This window comes from Geminocystis herdmanii PCC 6308 (genome assembly GCF_000332235.1).
Classification (GTDB): domain Bacteria; phylum Cyanobacteriota; class Cyanobacteriia; order Cyanobacteriales; family Cyanobacteriaceae; genus Geminocystis; species Geminocystis herdmanii.
On record NZ_CM001775.1, the window covers coordinates 2,808,757 to 2,833,052 of the forward strand.

At 34.1% G+C, this 24,296-nt stretch carries 26 protein-coding genes; 15 read left to right on the plus strand and 11 right to left on the minus strand.

What is annotated here, in order from left to right; all coding sequences use genetic code 11:
* The first annotated feature begins 75 nt into the window (after window positions 1–75).
* Window positions 76–450 carry a hypothetical protein gene (locus SYN6308_RS13970; RefSeq protein ID WP_017295074.1) on the plus strand — a complete coding sequence of 125 codons (375 nt, stop codon included), beginning with the start codon at window positions 76–78 and terminating at the stop codon, window positions 448–450.
* A gap of 325 nt (window positions 451–775) precedes the next feature.
* Here the strand turns inward: SYN6308_RS13970 and SYN6308_RS13975 are convergent, their stop codons facing one another.
* Window positions 776–1,816: a D-alanine--D-alanine ligase family protein gene (locus SYN6308_RS13975; protein ID WP_017295075.1), complete on the minus strand. Its 1,041-nt coding sequence runs from the start codon at window positions 1,814–1,816 to the stop codon at window positions 776–778.
* A gap of 182 nt (window positions 1,817–1,998) precedes the next feature.
* On the opposite strand from SYN6308_RS13975, the gene SYN6308_RS13980 reads away from it, so the two are divergent.
* Window positions 1,999–2,220, plus strand: a complete 222-nt coding sequence (locus SYN6308_RS13980; protein ID WP_017295076.1) for a photosystem II protein, Psb35-related — start codon at window positions 1,999–2,001, stop codon at window positions 2,218–2,220.
* 181 nt (window positions 2,221–2,401) lie between these two features.
* On the opposite strand, the gene SYN6308_RS22505 is transcribed toward SYN6308_RS13980, so the two are convergent.
* From SYN6308_RS22505 to SYN6308_RS14000, 4 genes are all read right to left on the minus strand, one after another.
* Window positions 2,402–2,707 (minus strand): hypothetical protein, encoded by a 306-nt coding sequence (locus SYN6308_RS22505; protein ID WP_017295077.1) that lies wholly within the window; start codon window positions 2,705–2,707, stop codon window positions 2,402–2,404.
* A gap of 88 nt (window positions 2,708–2,795) precedes the next feature.
* Entirely contained in the window at window positions 2,796–5,183 is a 2,388-nt protein-coding gene (gene hsdR / locus SYN6308_RS13990; RefSeq protein ID WP_017295078.1) for an EcoAI/FtnUII family type I restriction enzme subunit R, read from the minus strand.
* A gap of 105 nt (window positions 5,184–5,288) precedes the next feature.
* Window positions 5,289–5,750, minus strand: a complete 462-nt coding sequence (locus SYN6308_RS13995; protein ID WP_017295079.1) for a PIN domain-containing protein — start codon at window positions 5,748–5,750, stop codon at window positions 5,289–5,291.
* Window positions 5,743–5,985: a hypothetical protein gene (locus SYN6308_RS14000; protein ID WP_017295080.1), complete on the minus strand. Its 243-nt coding sequence runs from the start codon at window positions 5,983–5,985 to the stop codon at window positions 5,743–5,745. The genes SYN6308_RS13995 and SYN6308_RS14000 overlap by 8 nt, the downstream gene beginning before the upstream one ends.
* Window positions 5,986–6,153: 168 nt before the next feature.
* On the opposite strand from SYN6308_RS14000, the gene SYN6308_RS22510 reads away from it, so the two are divergent.
* The 5 genes from SYN6308_RS22510 (at window position 6,154) to SYN6308_RS14025 (ending at window position 7,932) form a co-directional block, all read left to right on the plus strand.
* Window positions 6,154–6,402: a hypothetical protein gene (locus SYN6308_RS22510; protein WP_017295081.1), complete on the plus strand. Its 249-nt coding sequence runs from the start codon at window positions 6,154–6,156 to the stop codon at window positions 6,400–6,402.
* 44 nt (window positions 6,403–6,446) lie between these two features.
* Window positions 6,447–6,671, plus strand: coding sequence for a hypothetical protein (locus SYN6308_RS22515; protein ID WP_017295082.1), 225 nt, complete (start codon window positions 6,447–6,449; stop codon window positions 6,669–6,671).
* On the plus strand, window positions 6,671–7,186 hold the full coding sequence (locus SYN6308_RS14015; RefSeq protein WP_017295083.1) for a PIN domain-containing protein: 516 nt from the start codon (window positions 6,671–6,673) through the stop codon (window positions 7,184–7,186). The genes SYN6308_RS22515 and SYN6308_RS14015 overlap by 1 nt, the downstream gene beginning before the upstream one ends.
* 66 nt (window positions 7,187–7,252) lie before the next feature.
* On the plus strand, window positions 7,253–7,513 hold the full coding sequence (locus SYN6308_RS22520; RefSeq protein ID WP_017295084.1) for a hypothetical protein: 261 nt from the start codon (window positions 7,253–7,255) through the stop codon (window positions 7,511–7,513).
* Window positions 7,510–7,932: a type II toxin-antitoxin system VapC family toxin gene (locus tag SYN6308_RS14025; protein WP_017295085.1), complete on the plus strand. Its 423-nt coding sequence runs from the start codon at window positions 7,510–7,512 to the stop codon at window positions 7,930–7,932. Before SYN6308_RS22520 ends, SYN6308_RS14025 begins: the two co-directional genes overlap by 4 nt.
* Window positions 7,933–8,047: 115 nt before the next feature.
* Here the strand turns inward: SYN6308_RS14025 and SYN6308_RS14030 are convergent, their stop codons facing one another.
* A complete protein-coding gene (locus SYN6308_RS14030; protein ID WP_083879536.1) occupies window positions 8,048–9,820 on the minus strand; it encodes a restriction endonuclease subunit S in 1,773 nt (590 codons plus the stop codon).
* Window positions 9,821–9,978: 158 nt separating this feature from the next.
* On the opposite strand from SYN6308_RS14030, the gene SYN6308_RS14040 reads away from it, so the two are divergent.
* Both SYN6308_RS14040 and SYN6308_RS14045 read left to right on the plus strand, forming a co-directional pair.
* The gene (locus SYN6308_RS14040; protein WP_026102075.1) at window positions 9,979–10,224 is read left to right on the plus strand and encodes a hypothetical protein; all 246 of its coding nucleotides are present in this window, start codon (window positions 9,979–9,981) and stop codon (window positions 10,222–10,224) included.
* Window positions 10,217–10,501 carry a type II toxin-antitoxin system RelE/ParE family toxin gene (locus tag SYN6308_RS14045; protein WP_017295089.1) on the plus strand — a complete coding sequence of 95 codons (285 nt, stop codon included), beginning with the start codon at window positions 10,217–10,219 and terminating at the stop codon, window positions 10,499–10,501. Before SYN6308_RS14040 ends, SYN6308_RS14045 begins: the two co-directional genes overlap by 8 nt.
* A 237-nt stretch (window positions 10,502–10,738) precedes the next feature.
* Here the strand turns inward: SYN6308_RS14045 and SYN6308_RS14050 are convergent, their stop codons facing one another.
* Window positions 10,739–12,184: a type I restriction-modification system subunit M gene (locus tag SYN6308_RS14050; protein ID WP_017295090.1), complete on the minus strand. Its 1,446-nt coding sequence runs from the start codon at window positions 12,182–12,184 to the stop codon at window positions 10,739–10,741.
* Between the two features lie 239 nt (window positions 12,185–12,423).
* Between SYN6308_RS14050 and SYN6308_RS14055 the strand changes: the two genes are divergently transcribed.
* The 6 genes from SYN6308_RS14055 (at window position 12,424) to SYN6308_RS14080 (ending at window position 19,076) form a co-directional block, all read left to right on the plus strand.
* A complete protein-coding gene (locus SYN6308_RS14055) occupies window positions 12,424–14,619 on the plus strand; it encodes an Hsp70 family protein (protein ID WP_017295091.1) in 2,196 nt (731 codons plus the stop codon).
* A 164-nt stretch (window positions 14,620–14,783) separates the two neighbouring features.
* Window positions 14,784–14,951 (plus strand): hypothetical protein, encoded by a 168-nt coding sequence (locus tag SYN6308_RS24925; protein WP_017295092.1) that lies wholly within the window; start codon window positions 14,784–14,786, stop codon window positions 14,949–14,951.
* A gap of 98 nt (window positions 14,952–15,049) precedes the next feature.
* A complete protein-coding gene (locus SYN6308_RS14065; protein WP_026102076.1) occupies window positions 15,050–15,556 on the plus strand; it encodes a LysM peptidoglycan-binding domain-containing protein in 507 nt (168 codons plus the stop codon).
* Between the two features lie 35 nt (window positions 15,557–15,591).
* Window positions 15,592–18,039: a hypothetical protein gene (locus SYN6308_RS14070; RefSeq protein WP_017295094.1), complete on the plus strand. Its 2,448-nt coding sequence runs from the start codon at window positions 15,592–15,594 to the stop codon at window positions 18,037–18,039.
* A gap of 15 nt (window positions 18,040–18,054) precedes the next feature.
* Window positions 18,055–18,417 (plus strand): hypothetical protein, encoded by a 363-nt coding sequence (locus SYN6308_RS14075; RefSeq protein ID WP_017295095.1) that lies wholly within the window; start codon window positions 18,055–18,057, stop codon window positions 18,415–18,417.
* 122 nt (window positions 18,418–18,539) lie between these two features.
* Window positions 18,540–19,076, plus strand: a complete 537-nt coding sequence (locus SYN6308_RS14080; RefSeq protein WP_017295096.1) for a nucleotide exchange factor GrpE — start codon at window positions 18,540–18,542, stop codon at window positions 19,074–19,076.
* 74 nt (window positions 19,077–19,150) lie between these two features.
* On the opposite strand, the gene SYN6308_RS22525 is transcribed toward SYN6308_RS14080, so the two are convergent.
* From SYN6308_RS22525 to SYN6308_RS14100, 4 genes are all read right to left on the minus strand, one after another.
* Complete coding sequence (locus SYN6308_RS22525) at window positions 19,151–20,293, minus strand: HEAT repeat domain-containing protein (RefSeq protein WP_017295097.1); 1,143 nt, start codon at window positions 20,291–20,293, stop codon at window positions 19,151–19,153.
* 133 nt (window positions 20,294–20,426) lie between these two features.
* On the minus strand, window positions 20,427–21,431 hold the full coding sequence (cydB, locus tag SYN6308_RS14090) for a cytochrome d ubiquinol oxidase subunit II (RefSeq protein ID WP_026102079.1): 1,005 nt from the start codon (window positions 21,429–21,431) through the stop codon (window positions 20,427–20,429).
* A gap of 296 nt (window positions 21,432–21,727) precedes the next feature.
* On the minus strand, window positions 21,728–23,155 hold the full coding sequence (locus tag SYN6308_RS14095) for a cytochrome ubiquinol oxidase subunit I (RefSeq protein WP_017295099.1): 1,428 nt from the start codon (window positions 23,153–23,155) through the stop codon (window positions 21,728–21,730).
* A gap of 151 nt (window positions 23,156–23,306) precedes the next feature.
* Window positions 23,307–24,260 (minus strand): bifunctional riboflavin kinase/FAD synthetase, encoded by a 954-nt coding sequence (locus tag SYN6308_RS14100; protein WP_017295100.1) that lies wholly within the window; start codon window positions 24,258–24,260, stop codon window positions 23,307–23,309.
* Window positions 24,261–24,296 lie beyond the last annotated feature (36 nt).

Below are 24,296 nucleotides of genomic sequence, written 5' to 3' on the forward strand. Positions count from 1 at the left end.
TGTTACAATTAGAGTTAGGTGTAAAAAATAAGAAGCAACTACTCCTAACTCAATCATTCATAAGGGGATTTTACCATGAGTACAGTAACAGATAATGATTTAAAAGAGTTAAAGGATTTAATTAATAACCGATTAGATCGTTTTGAAACTAAAATAGATAACCTAGAATCTAACTATATCAGTCTTGAGAAAAGTGTTAGCAATATTGAAACTAAAATAGATCGTCTTGAAACTAAAATAGATAACCTAGAATCTAATTATATCAGTCTCGACAAAAGTGTTAGTAATATTGAAACTAAAGTCAATACCATGAAACCAGTTTTCGATAAAATACTTGACCTATCGGAAAAAATAGGCGAATATAAAAACTGGAAACAAATATCCATCATTCTTTTAACGGGTTTTTTGACTTCTTTTTTTTGGATATTCAGAAACACTCCCAATTTATAATTCGGGTTTCCTGAAAAAGTCTTTATCGATTAGGGTGTTAGGTTTTAGGTTAAAAAATGAAAAATCAAGGTTTTGAGACTTTGCACAATACAAAAAAATATAGAAATATTATTAAAAATTTTGAATAAAAATCCCCAAAACTACCTGAATTAGATAAAAGAATTCTTGAGGTTAATAGGTTTCGGGTGACAGGGTGCAGGTTGCAGGTTAATAATTTCTTTGTTTAGATCAATTTTTGTTCAACTTTTTTACCTTATCTTTACCTGATACCTGACACCTTATCTTAACCGATAATTTTATGAATTACACGGTGGATTATCTAATTTTATAAAGCAAAAGTAATTAATCGATCAAGCAAATCAGAAAAACTCACTCCTGATGCTTCCCAAAGTTGAGGATACATACTCAAAGAAGTGAAACCGGGGAGGGTGTTAATTTCATTGATGAAAATTTCTTCAGTGTCAGGGTTGAAGAAAAAGTCAACTCTCGATAATCCTCTAGCGCAAACGGCACGAAAGGCTTTAACAGACATCTCTTGAATTTTAGTAGCAATATGAGGGGGAATGTCGGCGGGAATGATTAAATTTGCTCTACCATCGGTATATTTGGTTTCGTAGTCGTAAAAATCTGCATCATAGGTTATCTCTCCGATAACGGAGGCTTTTGGGTTATCGTTACCTAAGACGGCACATTCCACTTCTCTGGCTTTTACTCCTGCTTCTATAATAACTCGTCGATCGAGACTGGCGGCATGATCTAAAGCGGTTTCTAATTCCGATCGAGTTTTTACCTTAGCAATACCAACGGATGAACCTAGATTAGCAGGTTTAACAAAACAAGGATAGCCCAATTTCTCCTCAATTCCATCACACAATTTAGGAAATACACAAGCTCCACTATAAATTTCATCTCGACTTACTCCGATATAAGCGACTTGGGGTAAACCGAATTGGGCAAAAATATTTTTCATGGCGATTTTGTCCATGCCTACGGCTGAACCTAGTACACCAGAACCAACAAAGGGTACACCCATTAAAGTTAATAGTCCTTGTACTGTACCATCTTCACCGTTAGGACCATGTAAAATGGGAAACCAAACGTCCACATTGTTGCATTCTGAGGGAAAATTCCATTTTGAAACGGTGATAGACTCTATATCTAAAGGAATGCCAGAAGTTAAAATGTCTTGGGCGGTGTCACTACCCCACCAGTAACCAGATTTATCGATATAGATAGGAATAGCCTCATATTTATCCCCGTTGCTTCCTTCGGTTAAGCCTTTGAAGATCGATCGAGCTGAGATAATGGAAACTTGATGTTCTCCTGATTTACCACCAAATAATAAGCCTACTTTTAACTTAGTCATGGATTATCACCCTATTAATAAAACTAAAAAATTAATAGTAGCTCATTTTGACCAAAAATCTTATAACATCTTTTCCTGAATGTCAACCCTTGCTAACCGAAAATTAAGGTAGTGTCAACACTTTGCAATAAAAATTTACATAAGTTAATATAAAAGAGTAAGAAAACAAAGGATACAAACAAATGGCAATCTTAATATCATTATTCATCATCGGTTGGTTAGCAGTTTCTCTTATCGGTACTCAAGCGTACTTCTTAGGAGAGCAAACAAAACCCATTCATCAACGTAACTGGAATTCGGAATCGTTCGATCGACTCGCAAAGTCCTTTACTGGTACTGAAACTGATTATCTCGTAAGAGTTCCAGCTTACTCGATCGACGCTTATAATGCACAAAAAAATTAATCTTCTGGAAGAAAAAATAACAGTTAACAACAGAATTGATTATCAAATATAGAGGGAGTGTAAAGATTTTACACTCTTTTTTTTTGCTTAGAAGTTTCTGATCCCCCTAAATCCCCCTTAATAAGGGGGACTTTTTGTCATATTTCCCTTTTTTTCAATAAGGGAGGATTGATTGTCAAAATTACGACTTTTTAAACAGCTTCTTTGAAAGTATCAAGTTGTTTTTATTATATCTTTTCGGTAATCCGTATAAATAGTGATCGTGTTCTAAAGCCCAGTCTTCAGGTGCTTCAACAGTGCCAATTAATTTTTCAAGACAATCCCAACCTTGTTCATCATCAGAAATTTTCTTTTCAGATTCGATCGTAATTGTATAGGTTTGATTAGGAATCAGCTTTAAAGGTTTTTCTGGAAGCAATACTTTTCCATCAAATAATACTGTAACAACTTCCTTCATTTCAATCTTAATAAATGTTTCACAAATCATAACATTTTAACAATTAGAAAAAAAAGTAAGTTAAATAAGTTAAATACGATTGAGCTTAATTGTGATGAAATTGTGGGCAATGCCCACCCTACCTATTTATTTCAAATAATTGTGTTTCTAATTCTTTGACGGCTTGAAGATAACCTTTCTTTCCTCCAAATAACTTCGCTATCTCCATAGGTGTACCGATACCCACAAAGGGATCGATTTTTAAGATTTGAGGTTCGATTACTGCATCTATGCCTTCATCGGCATATTTATCTAATAAGGCATCTAATACTTGTCGCGCTCGATCGACATACTTACTGAAGTAATCACGTTTTTTGACTTCCCTCGCTCTTTCCTGACGAGTTAAGGGAGGTACATCCCAAACGATATGACAAATTAAGTCGAAGGGATCGTAATTTCTGCCTACTTCTTGGGCTAATTCGGGGAAAAATACCCCTGCTTGGGCTAATTCCTCAATAATGATTTGTTTCTTTTCCGTTTTACTCCATTTTCTTAAAAATTCGTCGAGGGATTGATATTTTTTACCAACGGTTTTACGGGTATAGTCTTTTAAGGATTCGGTGATTAATTTGCCTTCTGCGTCGTAATATTGCACTCTCTCGGAGGCGATTCTTACCTCTACATTATTGACTACATATTGTTTTGTTTGATATTCGTTTGTCCATGCTCCCCAATGAGCAGATAATTCTGAGGTTTTGCCCCTACGTTTATTATTATTCATTTCTGAGTAGCTATAAGGCTCATCTGCTCGATCGAAATCGTCAGGTGGTACGGGGGAATCTTCTAGGGTTTTCGGTTCGTATATCTGCACTGGATCGCCGTCAAAGTCGCTATCGGCAAAGAGTTCAGTGGCTTTTTTAAAGTCGATGATGGTAAAGTAATATTTATCGTATTCTTCGTTAATCCTTGTGCCTCTACCGATGATTTGTTTAAATTCCGTCATGGATTGGATGCGTTGATCTAGTACGATTAACTTACAAGTTTGAGCATCGACTCCCGTTGTCATCAATTTGGAAGTGGTGGCGATGACAGGATAAACGCTTTCAGGAAAAATAAAGTTATCTAATTGGGCTTTTCCTTCTGGATTATCCCCTGTGATGCGCATAACGTATTTGGAGTTTTGGGCGACTAAATCACTATTGGCATTAGCTAGGGCTTGACGCATTCTTTCAGCATGATCGATATTTTCACAAAAGATAATGGTTTTATTGTAACGATCGGTATTTTTTAGAAATTCGGTAATTTTTTGGGCGACTAATTCGGTACGTTTTTCGAGGATTAAGGTTCGATCGAAATCTCGTTGATTATAGATTTTATCTTCGATTTGATAACCATATTTATCGGTTTGTCCTTTTTGGGGGCGCCATCCTGACAAATCTTTATCGATGTCAATTCTCACTACTTTGTAGGGCGCAAGAAAACCATCATCGATGCCTTGTCGTAGGGAATAGGTGTAAATGGGTTCGCCGAAATAGTCGATATTGGAGACATTTTTGGTTTCTTTGGGGGTGGCGGTTAAGCCGATTTGGGTGGCTTCGGAAAAATACTCTAAAATTTCTCGCCATGCAGAATCTTCAGAAGCACTACCTCGATGACATTCATCAATAATAATTAAGTCGAAAAAGTTGGGGCTAAATTGTCTATAGATATTTTTATCGGCTTCTGTGCCTGTGACAGCTTGGTATAAACAAAGATAAATTTCATAGGATTTATTGATTTGTCGTTTTTGAATTTTGGTCATAGTTGAACCAAAGGGTTTAAAATCGTTAGTCATGGCTTGATCTACAAGAATATTTCGATCGACTAGAAAGAGGATTCTTTTTTTGTGTTGAGATTTCCATAAACGCCAGATAATTTGAAAGGCGGTAAAGGTTTTTCCCGTGCCTGTTGCCATGACTAATAATATTCTGCGTTGCCCTTGGGATATAGCTTCGATCGTCTTATTAATGGCTAAAAGTTGATAGTAACGGGGAGTTTTTCCGCTTCCGTCATTGTAGTAATCTTGGGTGATGAGTTTTTCCTGTTGTTCGCTTAAACCTTGAGCATCTGACCACCAACGCCATAATACATCAGGGCTTGGCATTTGCTCAAATTCGATTTCTTGTTCGATTTTCCCGTCTCGATTTAGTTTGTTGTGGAATAAAAATCGATCGCCGTTACTACTGAACACAAAGGGAACTTGCAGTAAGTCTGCATACTCTAAAGCCTGTTGCATTCCATCCCCGACACTGTGCTTATTATCCTTTGCTTCGATGACGGCAAGGGGAATATTCGGTTGATAAAATAAGACATAATCTGCTCGTTTTTGTTGCCCCCTAGTGTGGAGTTTCCCCCGTACAATGATACGCCCTTTGGTGAGGCTAAATTCTTCTCGGATTTGGGTTTGCAGATTCCATCCTGCTTTGATGAGAGCGGGGGTGATAAATTTGGTGCAAATATCTCTTTCTGACAATTCTTTTTTATTCATGGGGAGAATTGAAAATTAATAAGAGGGGTTGTGAGTATATTTTTAGAATAACATATTTATTTATCATCAACCCGTGCGTCTTTCATCTATATCACCTGAGTTTGATCAAATAACTTTATTCAGATATTTCTGGATAAAATCTTCAGAGGTTAAACAGTCAAAATCAGCAATACTTTTAAGTAATTTTCTATTACCTGAAATAAAACAATCCGCCTTTGCGATTTTAGCGGTTAAATAAATTTCAATATCTTCACGGGGAATTAAATTTTCTTTTTCTAAAAATACTTTTTCCTGTTGCCAATTAATTGTAGATGGTAAATAATAAATGTCAAGCCAACGCCAAATATTTGAAATAATTTCTCCAGCTTGATCTTTCCCATATAAATATTTTCCTACCCTTCTAATTTGATCTAATAATATATCTGATAAAATGATTTCTCCTTTTAATATTTTGCATTTATTTCTGTAGCCAAAGGCTTCTAGGATTATACTTTCAGGGCTTTTTTTATCAGCATCACCAATTATATAAATATTTGTATCTAAGAAAATACGTTTAAATTCAAACATTTTTATTATTATTTTCTTCCTCTAACATCTCCAGTCTTATCTCTTTAATTAAGTTTAAAATTTGTTCTCGATTATCATAACCTTTTTCTTTCAAAATTTCATAGCGATAATCAAATTCATCAGGTTCTTTTTCCGCAATAATAAGTACATCTACTTCCCCATCATTTATTTTTTTTTCTATTTTTACTGTTATTTCACCGTTATTTATCTGTCCTTTTGTCTGAATTATTCTCATGATATTAAGTTCGGATCACTCATTTATTAAGATTCTACCAAAAATTATGCAGTTCTTTCGATTATAACAATCTCGATCGAACCTCTTTAACTTTTTTGACTGTTATAATAAAATCATCGAGAGCTAAAAGTTGCGCCGCTCGATCGAACCTAATAAAATGGAACAAATATGCTAATTACTGCTATTTATGATGGAAAGGTATTTAAACCAAAAACCCCTTTAGATTTAGATATTGATCAAGAATATCAAATTGAGGTGATTAATGATGTTAAGAAAACAGATACAGACAATGTTTCATTAGGAGAAAAATTAAGAAAAATTCGTCAAAAAATAGTTGATTCTGGTATTCCATTGTTAAGTGAAGAAGAAGTTGAACGAGAAAAAGCTATTAGACAAGGCGGATGGCAGGAAAATTAATGTTATTGTTAATAAAATCTTTAATCATATAACCAACTCAAAGTATGAAAATAAAAGCGATTAAAAAAGGTAATATTTTAGAATTAAAAGAAAATTTGAATATCCTTGATGGGCAGGAAATTATAATTTCTATTGCCGATGATGATTTACTCGATCGCACCTACGAATTAGCACATCAACAAGTTATTGCTCAAATGAAAGTGGAATCTTTAGGAAATTTAGAAACCGAAGAAGATATAATTAACGCTGCAATTAAACTTACTTCATAATGTCAAAGGTTATTCGTTTATGTCTTGATTTGAATATTTGGTGTGCGTCATTACTGGCAGATTTTAAAGGTAGAAATGAAACTGCTTGTCAAATTTTAGTCGAAACAATACGTCAAAGAGAATGTAGTTTAGGAAAAGTAAAATTAATTGTATCTTGGGGAATGATGAATCGATTGCAGAAAGTTTTAGAACAAGATTTGCAAGTTTCTTCTTTCACTGCAAAAAATTACTTAAACATTATTTGCAAATATGCGGATTATGTGCCACAGTTGACTTTAGGCGGTTCAGGGGTGATTGCAATGGAAGATATTGAAGATAGTCATGTTTTAGAAACTTGTTTGGCTTCTCAAGCCGATATTTTGGTTACTGCTAATTTTAAAGATTTTATCAATAAAGATACAAAAATTATTATTGAACAACGTTATGCTATTTATACGAGTGCCAATCATCGCTTAATTATAGTTCATCCTTTTTTGATGGTTGAGTGGTTAAAATCTGGACAGATACCTAACTAACACTTTCGTTTATTCTAAACACTTCTTTTTGTTATGATAGATCGAACCTAATAAAATCGAAAAAATATGCTAATCACCGCCACTTATGATGGAAAGGTATTTAAACCAAAAACTCCCTTAGATTTAGATATTGATCAAGAATATCAAATTGAGGTTATTAATGATGTTCAGAAAAAAGATATAGACAATGTTTTATTAAATAAAAATCAGTCAAAATCTTTAAATCTTGCAGAAAGAATTAATTTACGTTTTGCTGAGTTTGACGATATAAATATTCCTCAAATAACCAGAGACAAAATAAGAAATCATATTGATTTTAACGAATGAAAATTTTAGATACTAATGTTATTTCTGAATTAATGAAGGGTAATAAATGTTCAGAAAATGTCTATCATTGGATTTCTCAACAACCCATAGAAGATTTATTTACCACTACTATTACTCAAGCAGAAATTCTTTATGGAATTGCCATATTACCTTCGGGAAAACGCCAAACAAAGCTGTTAAATTTAGCTAATTTAATGTTTCAAGAAGATTTTAATAATCGGATTCTCACTTTTAATCAAGAATCGGCGATCGCCTTTGCTAAAATAGCCTCAGAAAGAAGAAAAAAAGGGCAACCAATTTCTCAGGCTGATGCTCAAATAGCTTCAATTTGTTATAGTTATCAAGCAACATTAGTAACTCGTAATATTAATGATTTTCAACATTGTGGCATTAATATTATCAATCCTTGGCACTCTTAAAATATGGCTCAATTTATACGATCGAACCCCTAAACTATTCTATAAAATTCGATCGAACTCAACCTTTTTTATAAAAAATATGATCCCTCCTAACCTCCCTTAATAAGCGGAGAATTTAGGGGAAAATTTGTGCGATCGTGCTGTGTAAAAGCCTTGTTTGGGTGTCCGTTTGAGCGGTTATTTTTTTCTCTAATTCGTCACATAACTTCATCATTTTATCCACTTTCTCTACTATTCTTTTTTGTTCTTCAAGTGGAGGTAAGGGAAAAATATGATTTTTAATAGTTGATGTTGCTAATTCTATTTGTTTAGTTGATCCAGAAGATTTTGATACTATTAAATCTTGTACAAAAGGACTAGCTATCCAAAAATATAAAAATTTAGATTTGACAAAAATAGGTCGAATAACTGTTACATGAGAATCAGCAACAACTTGTTTATATATATTATTTTCATGAACATAAATTAAAGCACGTCCTAAAGTACCTAATCCAGTCGAATTCCATAATAAATCACCTGTTTTTAAAAATCTTTCTTCTGAATACGTCTCTATACTTTGAGGACAAATAAATTTAGCTTTAAAAAGTTCTAACCCATGCCATTGAATACACTTTTGAGCAATAACAGGAAAGTCGCTTTTTTCAACATACTTAGGAGATTTTCCTCTTTGAATATAAGAACAAATATGATCTAATTTAATCCATTGCCAAGTGTCGGGAATATCATAAGGGATTTCATCGGGAGTGATTGCTGGTAAGGGTTTTTGCTTTTTAATTTTTCCTTCCTTAATTAACCGTTCCTTCTCTGTTTCAATATCCTTTAACAATTCCCTCGCCGATCGATCTCTTGTATCCTGTGGTACTAATTTACCCATTACCGCTAATTGGAGGATGATTTTCCTTAATTCCTTAACGTTTTCCTTGACGCTGTAGAGTGTCTCAAAATTGTCCGCCATAAATTGCCAAGCCTCGTTAAATGTCTTCTTATCGGGGGCATTTAAGAGTTTATGCCCTACGGCTAGTTGCATTTTTAATCTTGTGGCTTCCCTTTGTTGATGGAAGTTTTGAAGTCGATCGCACTTTTCCATCAATGACTCTATTCTCTCTACAATTCTCCTTTGTTCTTCTAATGGTGGTAGAGGAATAGGTAATTCTCTCATTATTTTTAAAGATACATTTTTAATTGTTGTACCTGTTGCTAATTTTAAAACATGATTAAAAAAATAATGACTATTTATAAATTTTTTCAGATAAAACTTATTTATATCCAACAATAAATTAAAATAACAAACACTTTTACCTAAAATAATTTTTTCGTTACGATAAAAAGCAACATTCCCTATCGTTCCATTTATTGATACAAACACGGTATTGTTATTAAGGACTTTTTTGTGTTTTAAATATTCATCAAATGATACTCTTTTTGTCTGTTGTTTAATCTCAATGAAACCATCAGATAAATTATTTCCGTTAATAAAAAAATATTCTCCTGTTTCGTTATAAATTGGTGTACCATGAAGACCGTCACCTAGTATTGAAACTATATCTCCAAGTCTCACCCATTCCCAAGTGTCTGGAATATCATAGGGAATTTCATCAGGAGTAATTTCTGGTAAAGGATCAGATTTTTTCAGCTTTCCTTCCTTGATTAACCGTTGTTTTTCCGCTTCAATGTCTTTTAATAACTCCCGTGCTGGTTTATCATCAGGGTTTTGGGGTACAAGTTGCCCTTGCATTGCCAAAGAAAGAATCAACTCTCGTAATTTGGGTATCCCTTCGGGCGCAGAAAAGGCAGTATTAAAATATTGATCTAAAAGTTCGATCGTAGCGGTTTTACTTTTAGAAATGGTCATAGAAATTTTTGTACCCCATAACGATAATTTTGTCATTATACCAGACCCTCATCTTTTTCCCCCTTTAGTAAGGGGGGATCAATCCTTTCATAACGGTTTAACACTACCCATCATCACCAAAAGTTAACTCAAGGCTCGATCGAGTATCAATAATTTTTTGTTATAATTAATCGACTAATCCTAAACTAAAGGTGGTGAGAACATTGAATAAACTAGATAAAGTTTTAGATGAAGCAATGGAGCTTTCACTAGAACAACAAGAAATGTTAGTTCAAATTCTCAAGAATCGAATCAGTAAGAATCGACGAGAACAAATTGCTTCTGATGCCTTAGTTTCCCTTGCGGAATTTGAGACGGGTAAGCTAAAAATTCAAACCGCTTCGGAGGCTATTCAAGAATTACAAGATTATCTGAATAATCCTAACCTAGAAGATGTATAAAATAGTCATCAGTAGCAAGTTTAAAAAGACTTTGCGAAAATTTGCTCGTTCTCATCCTGATTTACAAAATAAAATACAAGATGCGATCGTAACTATGGAAAACGACATATTTTCGACAAAATTAGGAACTCATAAACTATCGGGGAGATTATCAGAGTTATTATCTTGTTCCTGTGGTTATGATTGTAGGATTATTTTTTCATTAAATGTGGATAAAAATACGGGGCAAAAAGTTGTTCTTTTGTTAGATATTGGATCTCATGATGATGTTTATTAAATTTATCTAACAAAGGTGCGATCGTATTATCTTTTCCCCCCTTTGGTAAGGGGGGTTAGGGGGGATCAATCCTTTCATAGCGATTTAACACCACCATCACCTACGATTTTTGTTGGGTTTCGTTATCTGTATCAAAGATTTTTGTTGGGTTTCGTTACCTCAACCCAACCTACTAATATCATGTTTCGATCGAGGTTGGTGGGCATTGCCCACCCTACAAACATATTAATATAAGTTTTAATTTTTTAAAGATTCGGTTAAATGGGTTTTTAATTCATCCTGAATCCCCTTAACCCGTTGAGATATTCGAGTAAATTCTTTCATTAAATCTTCGGGTTTTCCATGATTAATAGATTCTTGATGAGGGTTTTTACAATCAAGGTTATAATTTTTAGCGATAATTTCCTCTACGGATACTTTCCACGCATATTCGTTTTCTTCCCGTTGATGCCACCATGCTTTCTCCCTGTCAAACTCTTGAATTGTTAAGGGTTTCGATCGAGAATAGGATTTATAACCCTGCGGATAGGGATGTTCAAAAAACCAAATATTTTCCGTTGCTTGGGTTCGGTCGAAGAATAAAATATTAGTAGAAATACTGGTATAAGGGCTAAATACCCCTTTCGGTAAACGAATAATGGTATGGAGGTTAAAATTCTTTAAAAGTTCCTCTTTGATAGCGGTTTTCACCCCCTCCCCAAATAAAAATCCGTCAGGTAGTACGATCGCACCCCTTCCCGTTTCCTTTTTCAATAGGTGCATAATCAACGCCATAAATAAATCTGCGGTTTCTCTGGTTTGATATTTTTTGGGAAAATTGTTCTCGATGCCGTCTTCTTCAACCCCTCCAAAGGGCGGATTAGTGAGGATAATATCCACCCTATCTTTATTAGAATAATCCTTGAGAGGGCGTGTTAGGGTGTTATCGTGGCGAATTTTGGTGGGAACATCAATGCCATGTAACATCAAATTAGTCATCGCTAACATATGGGGTAAGGGTTTTTTCTCTACCCCTTGAATGGTATTTTCGATGGTTTTTTGATCATCAGGATTTTTGACTTGTTTTTGTAAATGATCGATCGTACAAGTTAAGAAACCGCCAGTACCACAAGCAGGATCAAGGATAGTTTCCCCTAACTGGGGGTTAATTATGTCCACCATAAATTGTGTTACCGCACGGGGAGTATAATATTCTCCTGCATTTCCTGCCGATTGCAAGTCAGCGAGGATTTTTTCGTATATATCATTGAATAAATGTCGATCGTCGGAGGAGTTAAAATCTAAATCTTGCTCGATGGTATTAATGACTTGACGTAATAAAGTCCCTGATTTCATGTAATTGTAGGCATCTTCAAACACCGAACCGATTACCCTACCTTGCTCAGAAACTCCCGAAGTAGTAGCTAATTCCTTGAGATTAGGAAATAACTCATTATTGACAAAATCGATTAACTCATCCCCCGTAATCCCTTCGTCATTTTTAGCCCAAGATGACCACCGAAAACGATCGGGTAAAGGTGACTTATAATTATCAATGGTAAATTCCCATTCTTGTTCTTTATCATCAAATATCTTTAAAAATAACATCCATACTAATTGACTGATGCGTTGTGCGTCTCCGTCCACGCCTACATCTTTACGCATGATGTCTTGAATACTCTTAATTAAAGTTGCGATCGCCATAATTTTTTTAATTTTTTTTAATCATTAATAATAAAAAACATATATAGCGATCCTAAATCATTTGTGGACAAACTCTTTTCAATTTCCTCCTCGCCTGTATTAAGGGGGAATCAAATTCTTACAATTCATATAGGAATGCTATCTCAAAAATCATTTTCAAAAATTTTTCCAAAAAAGCGCATAAATTAGCAAAGTCTCCCTGATAAGTAAATAGACAATCAAAAATCGGAAATTTACTTATGGGAAACATAGTCGGAATCGATTTAGGCACAACCAACTCCGTTGCCTCCTTCAAATTTGCACAAACTCAAGTAGTAGAAGGAAAAGAAGGTGCATTAGTTCGATCGATCGTTGCCTTTCGTGATAATAAATTAATAGTAGGTCAACAAGCCTATAATCAGTTATTGCAAGACCCAGAAAACGTTATTATCTCCATTAAGCGTTTAATGGGGCGTGGTTTCGGCGATGAAGTAGTGCAACAACAGTTAAAAAACTTTGGTTATAAAATCACCCAATCCCAAGAAGGCACAGAAAACAGTATTGCGGTATCTTTAGGGGGAAAAGAATATAAACCCGAAGATATTAGCGCAGAAATTTTAAAACAAGTAGTAAACAATGCTCAAGCCTATCAAGAAAGTGTAGGGCAACAGGGAAAAATCACCAAAGCAGTAATTACTATTCCTGCGTATTTCAACGATAAGCAACGTTACGCCACCGAAAACGCCTCTGTGAGAGCTGGTTTAGGAAAACCAATTTTATTACCTGAACCCACCGCCGCAGCTATTTCCTACGGTTTTAATCCTAATAGCGATGATGTAAAAACCATTCTGGTATATGACTTTGGTGGAGGTACTTTTGACTCATCTTTAATTACAGTTTCGGGAAATCAGTTTATCGAGTCAGGGAAAGCAGGGGATTTGTGGTTAGGGGGTGACGACATTGATGATAAATTAGCAGAATTAGTGAAGCAAAAAGTCGCTAAAGAGGAAGGGTTAGACAGTATTGATACCTTAATCGCCAATATGCCCTATTATCAGCAAGTGCGTTTTAAGGCAGATTTGAAAATGGCGACAGAAAAGGCAAAAATTGACTTGAGTAGCAAAACAGAAGCGATGGTTAATCCTTCGACTCCCCTTCTCGATGAGTTTGGTATGGCTATTACAGTTAGTGTGACTATCACAAGGGGAGAATTTGAGGCGATGATTTTACCCTTAGTCAAGCGCAGTATCGAAATTTGTCGAGATGCCATCAAATATTCTGATTATCCCGAAGATATGATCGATGTTATCTTATTAGTGGGTGGCTCAAGTCAAATTCCTTTAGTACAACAGGAAGTTAAAAAGGCTTTTGGTAGTGATAAAGTGGTGGTGCATCCACGCCCGATGTATGGAGTAGCGGAAGGTGCAGGTATTGTTTCGGCTGGAGTTACGGAAATTGTCGGCACGGTATCCCGTGATTATTGTATTCAATTAGATGATGATCCTCGTTTTCAGTTAATTAAACAAGGGGATGTGTTACCCATTCAAAAAAATCATACTTTTAAAACCGCAGGAAATGGGCAGGAATTAATTCATTTTAAGTTTTTTAGCCCTGATGATGTGAGACAAGGTATTGATTTTCGCAAAAATGATGAGCGCATTGGCGATATGTGGTTGGCGTTAGATAAACCTTACCCTAAAGGCACAGAAGTTGATGTGATGGTGGAGTTAGACGAAGAAAATTCTGCTTTAACCATGACTGCCAGTCTCAAAAATAATCATGCTATTCGTGTCAGTGGCTCATTTTCTCGTGGTAATCAAGACGAAAAAATTGCTTCTCAGGTGGAGGGGTTAATTAAACAACTCAATGACGAAGGGGAATTAACAGAAATTGGTGTGCAACGGGTTAATGAATTAGCAGGGGAGATAGTCAGGGCATCGAATCAAATCTATCTTAACGGAGTTTTACAGCACGATCGACAACAGGTTGCGGAAGAAAAGTTGAAAGAGTTACAGGCTTTTGCTTGTAGCGATCGAGATACTATCCTGATGTACATAAGAGATTTTGATTTTGCCCTCAAGTTTGGCACGAATCTGATGCACGATGATCAAATTAATCGTTTGAACATATTATTAACACAAATGAATGATTCGATCGATACCAATAATATTTCGGCGATGCAGAAATTAGCAGAGGATGGTAGTCGAGAATTTGATAACTTGCCCAACCTAATCCATATTTTACTGTTAGTGCGTATGGGAATAGTTCGGGCGAATCGTATCGCACCTGCGCACGGCAAGGTATTAGAAAATAAATTCTACACCGTATTAGATGCCATTCAACGGGGAGACGGCACAACCGCCGATAGGATTTTACCAGATTTAATCGAAGAAATACGGGAGTATATCGATCGAGATTTACCTACTGGCACGATTGCTACTGGCTTAACCCGTTAACCAACGATAAAAAATGTTGGGTTGCACGTTGTTTAACCCAACCTACTATTTATTAAACACTGTAGGGTGATGCACACCCCACCAAAACTGATTGTCATTGCGAGGCACGAAGCAATTTCTTACCAAATACATTGTTATTTTAAACAAAAATTGGAACAAAAATTATGGATTTAGACAAAAAAGAAAACCCTGAAAAAACTGATAATTCAGAAAAAGAAACAAAAAAACGTTATAACTTTGGCTTTTTTGGTTTTCTGATAGATATTTGTTGTCAAATAGTTGGAGGTATTTTAAATTTTATTGGTAATTTATCTCAATTTTTTGGAGCTTAAATTAGTCATATTTATTCACAATATTAGTTATCTAGTGGGCAATGCCCACCCTACACAATCAAAAATACCCCAAAAAAATTAATAATAAAGGAGTTTTTATGACAGAAAAATTAATCTGCCCTGTGTGCGATCGAGCTGAAATTGAAACGAATACTTGTCCTAATTGTGAGACAGATTTATCAACAATTCGGATGTTAAAAGAATTACCTTTTTTAGATACAAAAACCGAATCAAAACCTGTTAAACAATCATTAATTTACATAGTTTTAGTTATTGCATTATTAGCAATAATAGCAGGAATTTATGGAGGGTATTCGATCGCAAAAAATAATTATCAAGCTAGTTTAAATGCTATAAATCAAGATAAACAAAAGCCTATTATTACGGTAAATAAAGAAGAATCAAAACCAGATTTAAAATGGTGTGGAGGGTTTAATTATCAAATAAAATCAGGAGATTCTTTATATATGTTAGGTTTACGTTTTTATGGGGATGGCAGTGCATGGCATTTAATCACAGAAGCAAATCCGAGTATTATTTCACCGCAAAATTTAGAAGTTGGGCAAGTAATTTTGATTCCTAATCTGACAAACTTTTGTCAATAATTTTAATATTTAATTAAATAAAGAGGTAAAAAAATATGGGATTATTTGATTTTATCGGCAAAACTCAAGCGGTTTTTGAAAATAAAGAAATTAGTCAAGAAAAATTTAGTAAAGCAAAAGAATATGCCCAATTAAAGAAACTAAAAGAAGCTATCAAATTAGCAGAAGAAGTTAAATCTTTATGGAAAGAAAATCCCTCTTGGCGCGAACAATTAGTGCGAGATGTGGTGATAACTGACTTATTATATAATGTCAATAGTGAGCTTACTACATGGAAAATGCGACTGCAAAGAGGAGAATCTTTCGCTAGTCAAGGAAAAGAATTTATTGCCTTAGATAAAAATGATCCTTTTGACAGTACAATTCTTACTCAAGCCTTAGATTCTTTTACTAAATGTAACGAGCTTTTATATGAGACAGAGTATGTAGTTAATGAACAAATTTTAAAGGATAAAATTAAGCGCAGAAATCAATTTCAATCCTTATATAATGAAGGTAAAAATCAAGGTAAAAAAGGATTTTATCGAGAAGGTTTAACTTATCTTTTGGAGGCAGAAAAAATTTATAAAGTTATCACTGTCGCCAAAAAAATTAAAGAGTATGAAAATTTAGCACAATTGCAAACTCAATATGAGAATAATTTAAAGCAAATTCAAAATCTTGCAAGAGAAGGTAATTTTATTATTGCCAAAAATAAATTAGATTTAGTATTAGCAAAATTTAGTCGTCAAGATGGAAAGGAATTAAAGCAAAAATTAGAGACGGTTATTAATGCCAAAACTGAATATAGACAGGGATTATTAGCGGAGAAAATAGGTAACTTTACCATTGCTAAAAAACAATATCAATTAGCGTTATCTCATTTGCATAGTTTCGATTTAGCTCGTTATCGTTTAGCCTTAATTTATATCAAACAAAATGACTATTCTTCAGCTTTATCTTGCCTAGCAAAATTTACAGGAGAAAGAAGCAATTATTTAAGAGGATTTTGTTATTTGCAGAAAAATGACTGGCTAAATACGACTAGAGAATGGAAACAAATTCATCATCCTTTAGTCAATCAACAAAAAGAATCTCTGAAAATTTTAATTCAACGAAATCGCTTACAAATTATTCAACATATTGAAAATTTAGTTAGTCAAGAAAACTATCAAGAAGCCAAAAAATGTGCTGAAAATTTAATCACTAAATATGGTTATGATGATCACATTAATCATAACTTAACTAAACATATTGAACCAGCTTTACAGCGTCAATTATGGCAATCTAATAATTTTGTCAATGTTATCAATCAACTGGAAAAAGATTTTAAAAATACGCCCAATATTACTATTTTACATAATATCTCGATCGCACTTTACTATCAAGCTCAAATAGATGAAAATTATCTGGAAAAATGGATAGCAGTATGGGCGACAGGATTAGTAAACATTAAACAAAATCAGATTTTGCAAAATATAGCTTGGTTAGGAAGTAATCATATTGACTATGAAAAAACCAAAGAAGAATTAATCAAAATCCTAGAAAATGCCATTGATAAATATAAAGAGAGTAACTTAAATAAATATTATGAATTAAGGGATATTTTTCGGAGAGAAATGTTAGCTATGGAGTTAATGGGAAATCCCCCTAATGCTGGAGTAAAAATTCAAGAAATCTTCATCACTCCTGCTTTTTATCAACAGCATAAATCCCAATTAAAAAATATTTCCTTAACTAAAAATAACTTAGGAATGTTATTTACAGATTGGGGTTTAGCAGTGTCAGCTTGTTTAAAAAATGACGTAGAAAGAGGAATAAAAATTAAACCTAATTTAACTCCTTCTTCTGACATAGAAAAATTAGCTTATAGTCTGATTAATTATCATGAAGGTTGTTATCATTTACAACACAACTCATGGAAGAAAGCTAAAATCACCTTACAAAATGCCAAAAGTGAGATTAAAAATAATCAGGAATGGAGTAAAGAAATTAACCAATTATGTGAAAAACAAAGACAAAAAATTGAAGAATTTAACGAACATTTACAATTTGCTCAATTTTGGTATGATTTATTAAAATCAGGACAATCTTCTAGTTATTTAGCAGAATATAAAGCAAGAGAAATTGTACAACAAGTAGCTGATGAAAAATTATCTTTTGGGGAGGGGATAAAGAAATTAAAAGAAGTGCAAAAAATAGATAAAAATAATCCTTTAGTGATTGACTTAATGAGTCGATTAGAATATAGTATCGAAGCCCAAGAAATTGATAAATTAATGAAGCAAAATCGTTTTGAAGATGCGGTAAGAAAAGCTAAATATTCATCGAATCAAGAGATAAAACATTTAGTTGCTTCTGTTTGCATTGAGATTGCTTTAAATGGTGCAAAAGCCCAAGAATTAGATTGGGAAACTTTACAACAATTGGCAAGATGGGCTTATGAAATTTGCCCTTATGAGGCTGATTTTCAAGAAGTATATGTTGCTTTAAAAATTATTTAATTAGGAGTAATAATTATGAATAATTTAACAAATATAACACCGAATCCTTATGATGTTTTAGAAGTTTCTCCTTTAGCATCTACCGCAGAGATAACCAAAGCATTTGCTATGGCAATGAAGAAAAAAAAGTATAATCCGAAGCAAATTGCGGAAGCGAGAAAGCAATTAATGGATAGTCAACAAAGGTTAATTGCTGATTATTTACGTCCGAATTTACCTTTAATTCAAAGGTTTAAAAAAGAGGATTTATCGAAATTAAATGAGCCGATACCAGCGATAAAGTTATTATCTGACTTTGATGGTTTAGATAAGGCTTATCAAGAAAGTGAATCTATCTCAGCAGAGGATAAAAAATTAGGTTTAGAATTATTTAGTTAATGGTAATCTCAAAACTATACTAAACAGAAAAAACCTCTTATTTTCCTTTTTCTAAAAACTATTTTTACTTAACAACTTTGCGTCTTTGCGCCTTTGCGTGAAAAAAATAACCCCTAAAAATTATGAAAAAATTACTCGATCGAATCTTCAAACCTACCATAAAAGAAAACCAAAATCAAGAAAATTTAAACATCTCCTTAAAACAAAGAGATGAATTATTAAAAGAGATAGAAGACTTATTAAAAACCAAGACAAAATTACAGCAAACTGTCAAAATTCAGCAACAAGAAAACGAAGCAAAAGAGGAGGCTTTATACGGGGAATTACTGGATATTTTTGATAGTTTAGAATTTTTAATTAACTATCTGGATAAGAATTTACAAGAAGAAAATGTTAACCAGAAAGCCTTAAAAAGATTGCCAAAATTTACCGCTAGTATGCAAGAAAAATTATTAACTATTTTGTCTCGTAGGGGTGTCGAAAAAATCGACTTTAATGGGGATATTCCAGATTTTAGCATCTGTCAGGTAGTCGATCGAGAGGAAAGAGAAGATATACCCGATCGAACCGTCACCAAAATTGTCCGTCAAGGGTTTAAAATAAAAGAAAAAATCCTTCGTTATGTAGAAGTAATTACCGCAAAATCCAAGTCTGAGTAGAGATTGCTTCGTGCCTCGCCATGACAGAAGAAAAATATTAATGTTGAGATTGCTTAGTGTCTTGCCATGACTAATTAAAGATTTTGTAATTCTTCTAAGGCGGATTGAGCATACAGACTAACTTGTGGATTATGATGGGTAACTATATCTTGTAAAATAAAAATACCATCCATCGAGCCAAGTTGTTTTAAACTATAACAAAGAGCCTGTAAAATTTCAGTATAGTCTAAAGTTGATGACTGACTATAGTAAAAATTGGTAAGAATTGTCACGGCTGGAGATTTTAAACTAGGTTTAGTTATCCTTCCCAAAATATTAATTATCGGTAAAGTAATAGATGTATCAAAACTATGGATAGCTTTTCCTAAACATTGGATACTCTCAAGGGTATCTATCCATCCTAAAGCCTTCACGATGGTAATTTTTAAGGGTTGCGGTGTATAGGAAGAATACAAAACTTTTTCGAGGGATTGTATCACTATGGGATGATGACATCGACTTAAAGAAATCGCCGTTTGTTGCGCTACGGATAAATCTATATCTTCTAATAATGGAGTGATAAGGTTAATTAATTCCACATCTTCAGTGGATTTAAGTTTTAATCCTAATGCCGTCACCGCTTCTTTTCTCACGGATGAAGCATAATCTTTAAGCGCGTTAATCAAGGCAATTTTGATTTCTGGAGTGTCAAAATTACCCAAGGCACTAATGGAGATCGATCGAATAGTGGTATCATCATCATTAACTAGAGACAATAACAGTGGGATGACATCTTTTCGAGGAATTTGGGTTAAAGCCTTTGTCGCCAAAAGACGAGAATCAGGATTAATCAGTAATTGAGAAAGAAAAGTAATCGATTGTTTTCCTTGACTAACTAAAGTTTCTGTAGCGATGGTAATTAATTCTTCTTCTTGAGTTTTGCTTAATAATTCCGTGACAATTAAAATAATTTCGGGGTGTTGAATTTGACTGAGGATTTTTAAACCATACCCACGGGATTCAGTATCAACATTTTCATCGAGAATTATCTTTTTCAGAGGTGGAATAACAGCTTCTCCATATTTGACTAATACCTTCGATATAATCCATTTTTCTTCAAAACTCCCTAACTCTAAAACCTTCAACGCCAATTCTAAGGGAATAGACTCTCTTTCTTCTGGGGTTAAATTTAGCACGTTAGGCAAAAAAGTTTCTGACGGAAAACTGTTATTAGACATAAATATATTAAGCTCGATCGAACTCATTACCATAGTGTATATTGAGCATTTTGTCAAATCCTATTTATTACAGATTCTTAACGATGATGGAATTATCCATTTAATAATATGTTAATTGTTAATTAGTTAATGATTAATTTAAGGTAGTAATTTTACCTCGAAAAACAAAATAATTATAGATGTTATAAAATAACATAATAGGAATTAAAAACCCAATAAATATTAACATAAAAACAAGAGAGCTAGGGGAAGCAGCTGCTTGATAAATAGTAATACTAGGGGGAATAATATAAGGAAAAACGACTAAAGCTAATCCCAAAAATGTTAACAAGAAAATTAAAATTGTTAAAATAAATGGTAATTTCTCCTGTTTTTTATTTAAGCTAATTAACAATAAAGCAACTAAAAGTATGCCTAAAATTGGGATGATACTAAACACATAAATAAAAGGAGGTTGGAACAAACGTTCTCTAGCAAATTGAGAAAATATCGGTAAGACTGTTGTAATTGCGATCGCACCTAAAAAAGTAGTAATAGTGGCAAGTTTAGCGGTTTTAAAGTGAGTTTCCTGCAACTTACCAGAGGTTTTCATAATTAAATAACAAGAGCCAATTAAAACATAACCTTGAATGAGAGTCAAAGCAATGACGACACTACGCCAATTTAACCAATCCCATGTTGTGCCGATAAAATGTCCACTCACATCGACTTTGATGCCCTCAATAACTCCTGCTAAAGCAAAACCTTGCCCTAAAGTTGCGACAAAACTACCGATACCAAAAGCATAATTCCAAAAAACTTTATTCTCGGAATTTTCCCGAAACTCAAAGGATACCGTGCGAAAAACTAAGCCGATAACCATAATCATAATCGGAATATAAAGTGAGCTTAAAATAGTAGCATAGGCAAGGGGAAAAGCACCAAATAGGCTACCTCCCATTAAAATTAACCATGTAGCATTAGCATCCCAAACGTTACTTAAACTTGTCATCAGAATACCGCGCCTTTCTTCGGAAGATGACGTTAAAGAGAGGATTCCCACCCCTAAATCGAAGCCATCTAACATGACATACATAAATAAAAATAAGGCTAAAATGCCAAACCATACCAAAGGCAAAAACGAATTTAGTGATTCCATGATAAATAATGAATAGTGAATAATTACTTGAGGAGGAGGAGAGGGAGAGGGGGAGGAGAGGGAGAGGGGGAGGAGAGGGAGAGGGGGAGAGAGGGAGGGAGAGAGGGAGGGAGAGAGGGAGAGGGAGGGGAGGAAAAAGAAATAATGATATTTGTTGGTGGAGGTGGGTTTAATATATTTAACCCCTACGTTATTCCTCATTACTCATTACTCATTACTCATTACTCCTTACTCCTTACTCCTTACTCATTACTCCTTACTCATTACTCCTTACTCATTTATTCCTTACTCCTTACCTAATTAACCGGGCGACTGTCTGGTATATGTTGGGAAGGATTAACAGTGACAGGCACTTCTTCCCCCGGAATGGGTAAATCAAAATCTGGCCCTTTTTTGATGATGCGACTACCAAAGAATAACGCCGAGAAAAAGAGTAAAGTGTAGATAATTAGAAAAATTGACAGGGATGTTAAGACATTACTCGCAGGAAGGTTAGAAACCGCATCTGCTGTGCGAATTTGCCCGTAAACAGTCCAAGGTTGTCTGCCTACACACCGCACTATCCAACCAGATTCCACGGCTAAATAACCTAGAGGCGCACTCCATATCCATGATAAAAGCAGTAATTTTTGTTGACTGATATTTTCTGAAGATAGTTTTCCTCTTAGCCATTGAATGACGGAAACGATAACTACTCCCACTAAAATAAAGGCAATACCACTCATTAAACGAAAAGCATAGTAAATCAATCCTACCATTTTGGGTCGATCGATCGGAGCAAATTCTTTTAAACCCAAAACAGGCGCACTTAAACGAGGTTTAAATTCTAAAATGTAACCTAATGCGTTAGGAATCTTAATTTCCCAATTATTGGTTTCTGCTTTTTCGTTGGGGGATGCTAGTAAACTCCAATCCCCTGTTTCTCCTGCGGGGATAGTTTCCCATTGCGCTTCCATTGCCGCTAATTTTGTGGGTTGATAATGATACACTTGTTCGGCGCTTAAATGTCCGACAAAAATTTGTAAAGGAGTAATGGCGATGGCAATTACTAAAACAATTTTGAGAGATTTTGAGAAAAATTCCGTATGGCGTTTATTAATTAGATACCATGCACTAATACCGCCAATAACGAAAAGAGAGGTTTCGAGGGTTGCTAAAAACATATGGGAAACACTCTTAATCATAAAGGGGTTTGCCATAGCCGCAAAATAATTGCCGACGATGAATTTACCCTCAATAAATTCTCCTCCTGCGGGAGTTTGCATCCAAGAATTAGCAATTAAAATCCAGAAAGTAGAAAGATTTGCACCCACCGCTACTAAGATAGTGGCAATATAGTGGATAACTGGAGGCACTCTTTCCCAACCGAATAACATAATTCCTAAAAATCCTGCCTCTAGCATAAAAGCCATAGTTGCTTCAAAGCCTAAGACACTACCAAAAAAATCTCCTACGGATTCAGAAAAGGGCGCCCAATTGGTGCCGAATTGAAATGCCATAGGTGAGCCTGATGCGACACCGATACCAAAATTTAGTACATAGAGTTTTGCCCAAAATCGAGCATGATAATAGTAAGTAGGATTTTTGGTTTTTAGCCATAAGCCTTCTACGATAACTAAATATATTGCCATACCTGTAGTTAAAACAGGCCACAACATATGGAAAATAGCAGTAAAGGCAAACTGCATCCTAGACAAAACTAAAGTATCGGAAAGAAAATCCATAGGGGATGATGAGTCAATTTTATTAATAACTTTTTCATTTTAGTTAGTTTTTCTCTTTGACTGATCGTCTTTTTTTTATTTTATGTTGAGATTTGTTAACAAAGGGGGTTTTTTGAAATTATCTTTTGTAATTCAATCTGATGGCTAACTCTTATTTTCTACTTAAATCTGAGATGATAAATTTAGCTTTTTCACAATCAATTTGTATTTGTTTTTTTAGCTCATTTAAGGAAGAAAATTTTTGTTCATTTCGCAGAAATTTAATTAATTTTACGGTTATTTTTTTGTTATATAAGTCATTATTAAAATCGAATACATGAACCTCGATCGAAATATTTTTACCGTCCACAGTGGGCTTATTTCCTAAGTTCATTACACCCCATAAATGCTTATTTTCTAAGAAAATTTGAACAAGATAAACCCCTATTTTTGGTAAGAATTTTTCGGGATAAACTCTTAAATTTGCGGTGGGAAAACCTATTTTTCTTCCTAATTTTTGTCCTTCAATAACTTGTCCAATAAGTTGATATTCTCTACCTAACATTTGCGAGGCTAATTCTGGTTTACCCGTTAATAAACTATCTCGAATATAAGAACTACTAATTCTCATGGATTGATTATTAATCGTTAAATTTTGTTCTTGAGTAATGCTAACTTTGACATTATATTTATTAGCTAAAGTTTGCAAATATTCTGCATTACCTTGTCTTTGATAACCAAATTTAAAATCTTCTCCCACACTAATAAATTTAGCTTGAATTTGTTCAATTAAAATATTATTAACAAATTTTTCTGGAGTTAAATGGGCTAAATCTCGATCGAAAGGTAATAGAATTAATTGTTGAATACCCAAGTCTTCTAAAATTTGACACTTTTCAGGAATAGGAGTAAGTAACTGTTTTCGTGTGCCTGTAAAAAATTCTTGAGGATGAGGTATAAAAGTTACTAAAGAGGGGGTTAAATGGGGATAGTCAAAAATCGGTTGAATTACCTGTTGATGTCCTTTATGAATACCATCGAAATTACCAAGGGCAATGGCACAAGGGGAAATGATGGTATCTTGGGGAATATTATGGAGGGAAGTGGTAATAATTTTCAACACCATTAAAAGTAGCGGATATTTTATGATTCCGTGATATTT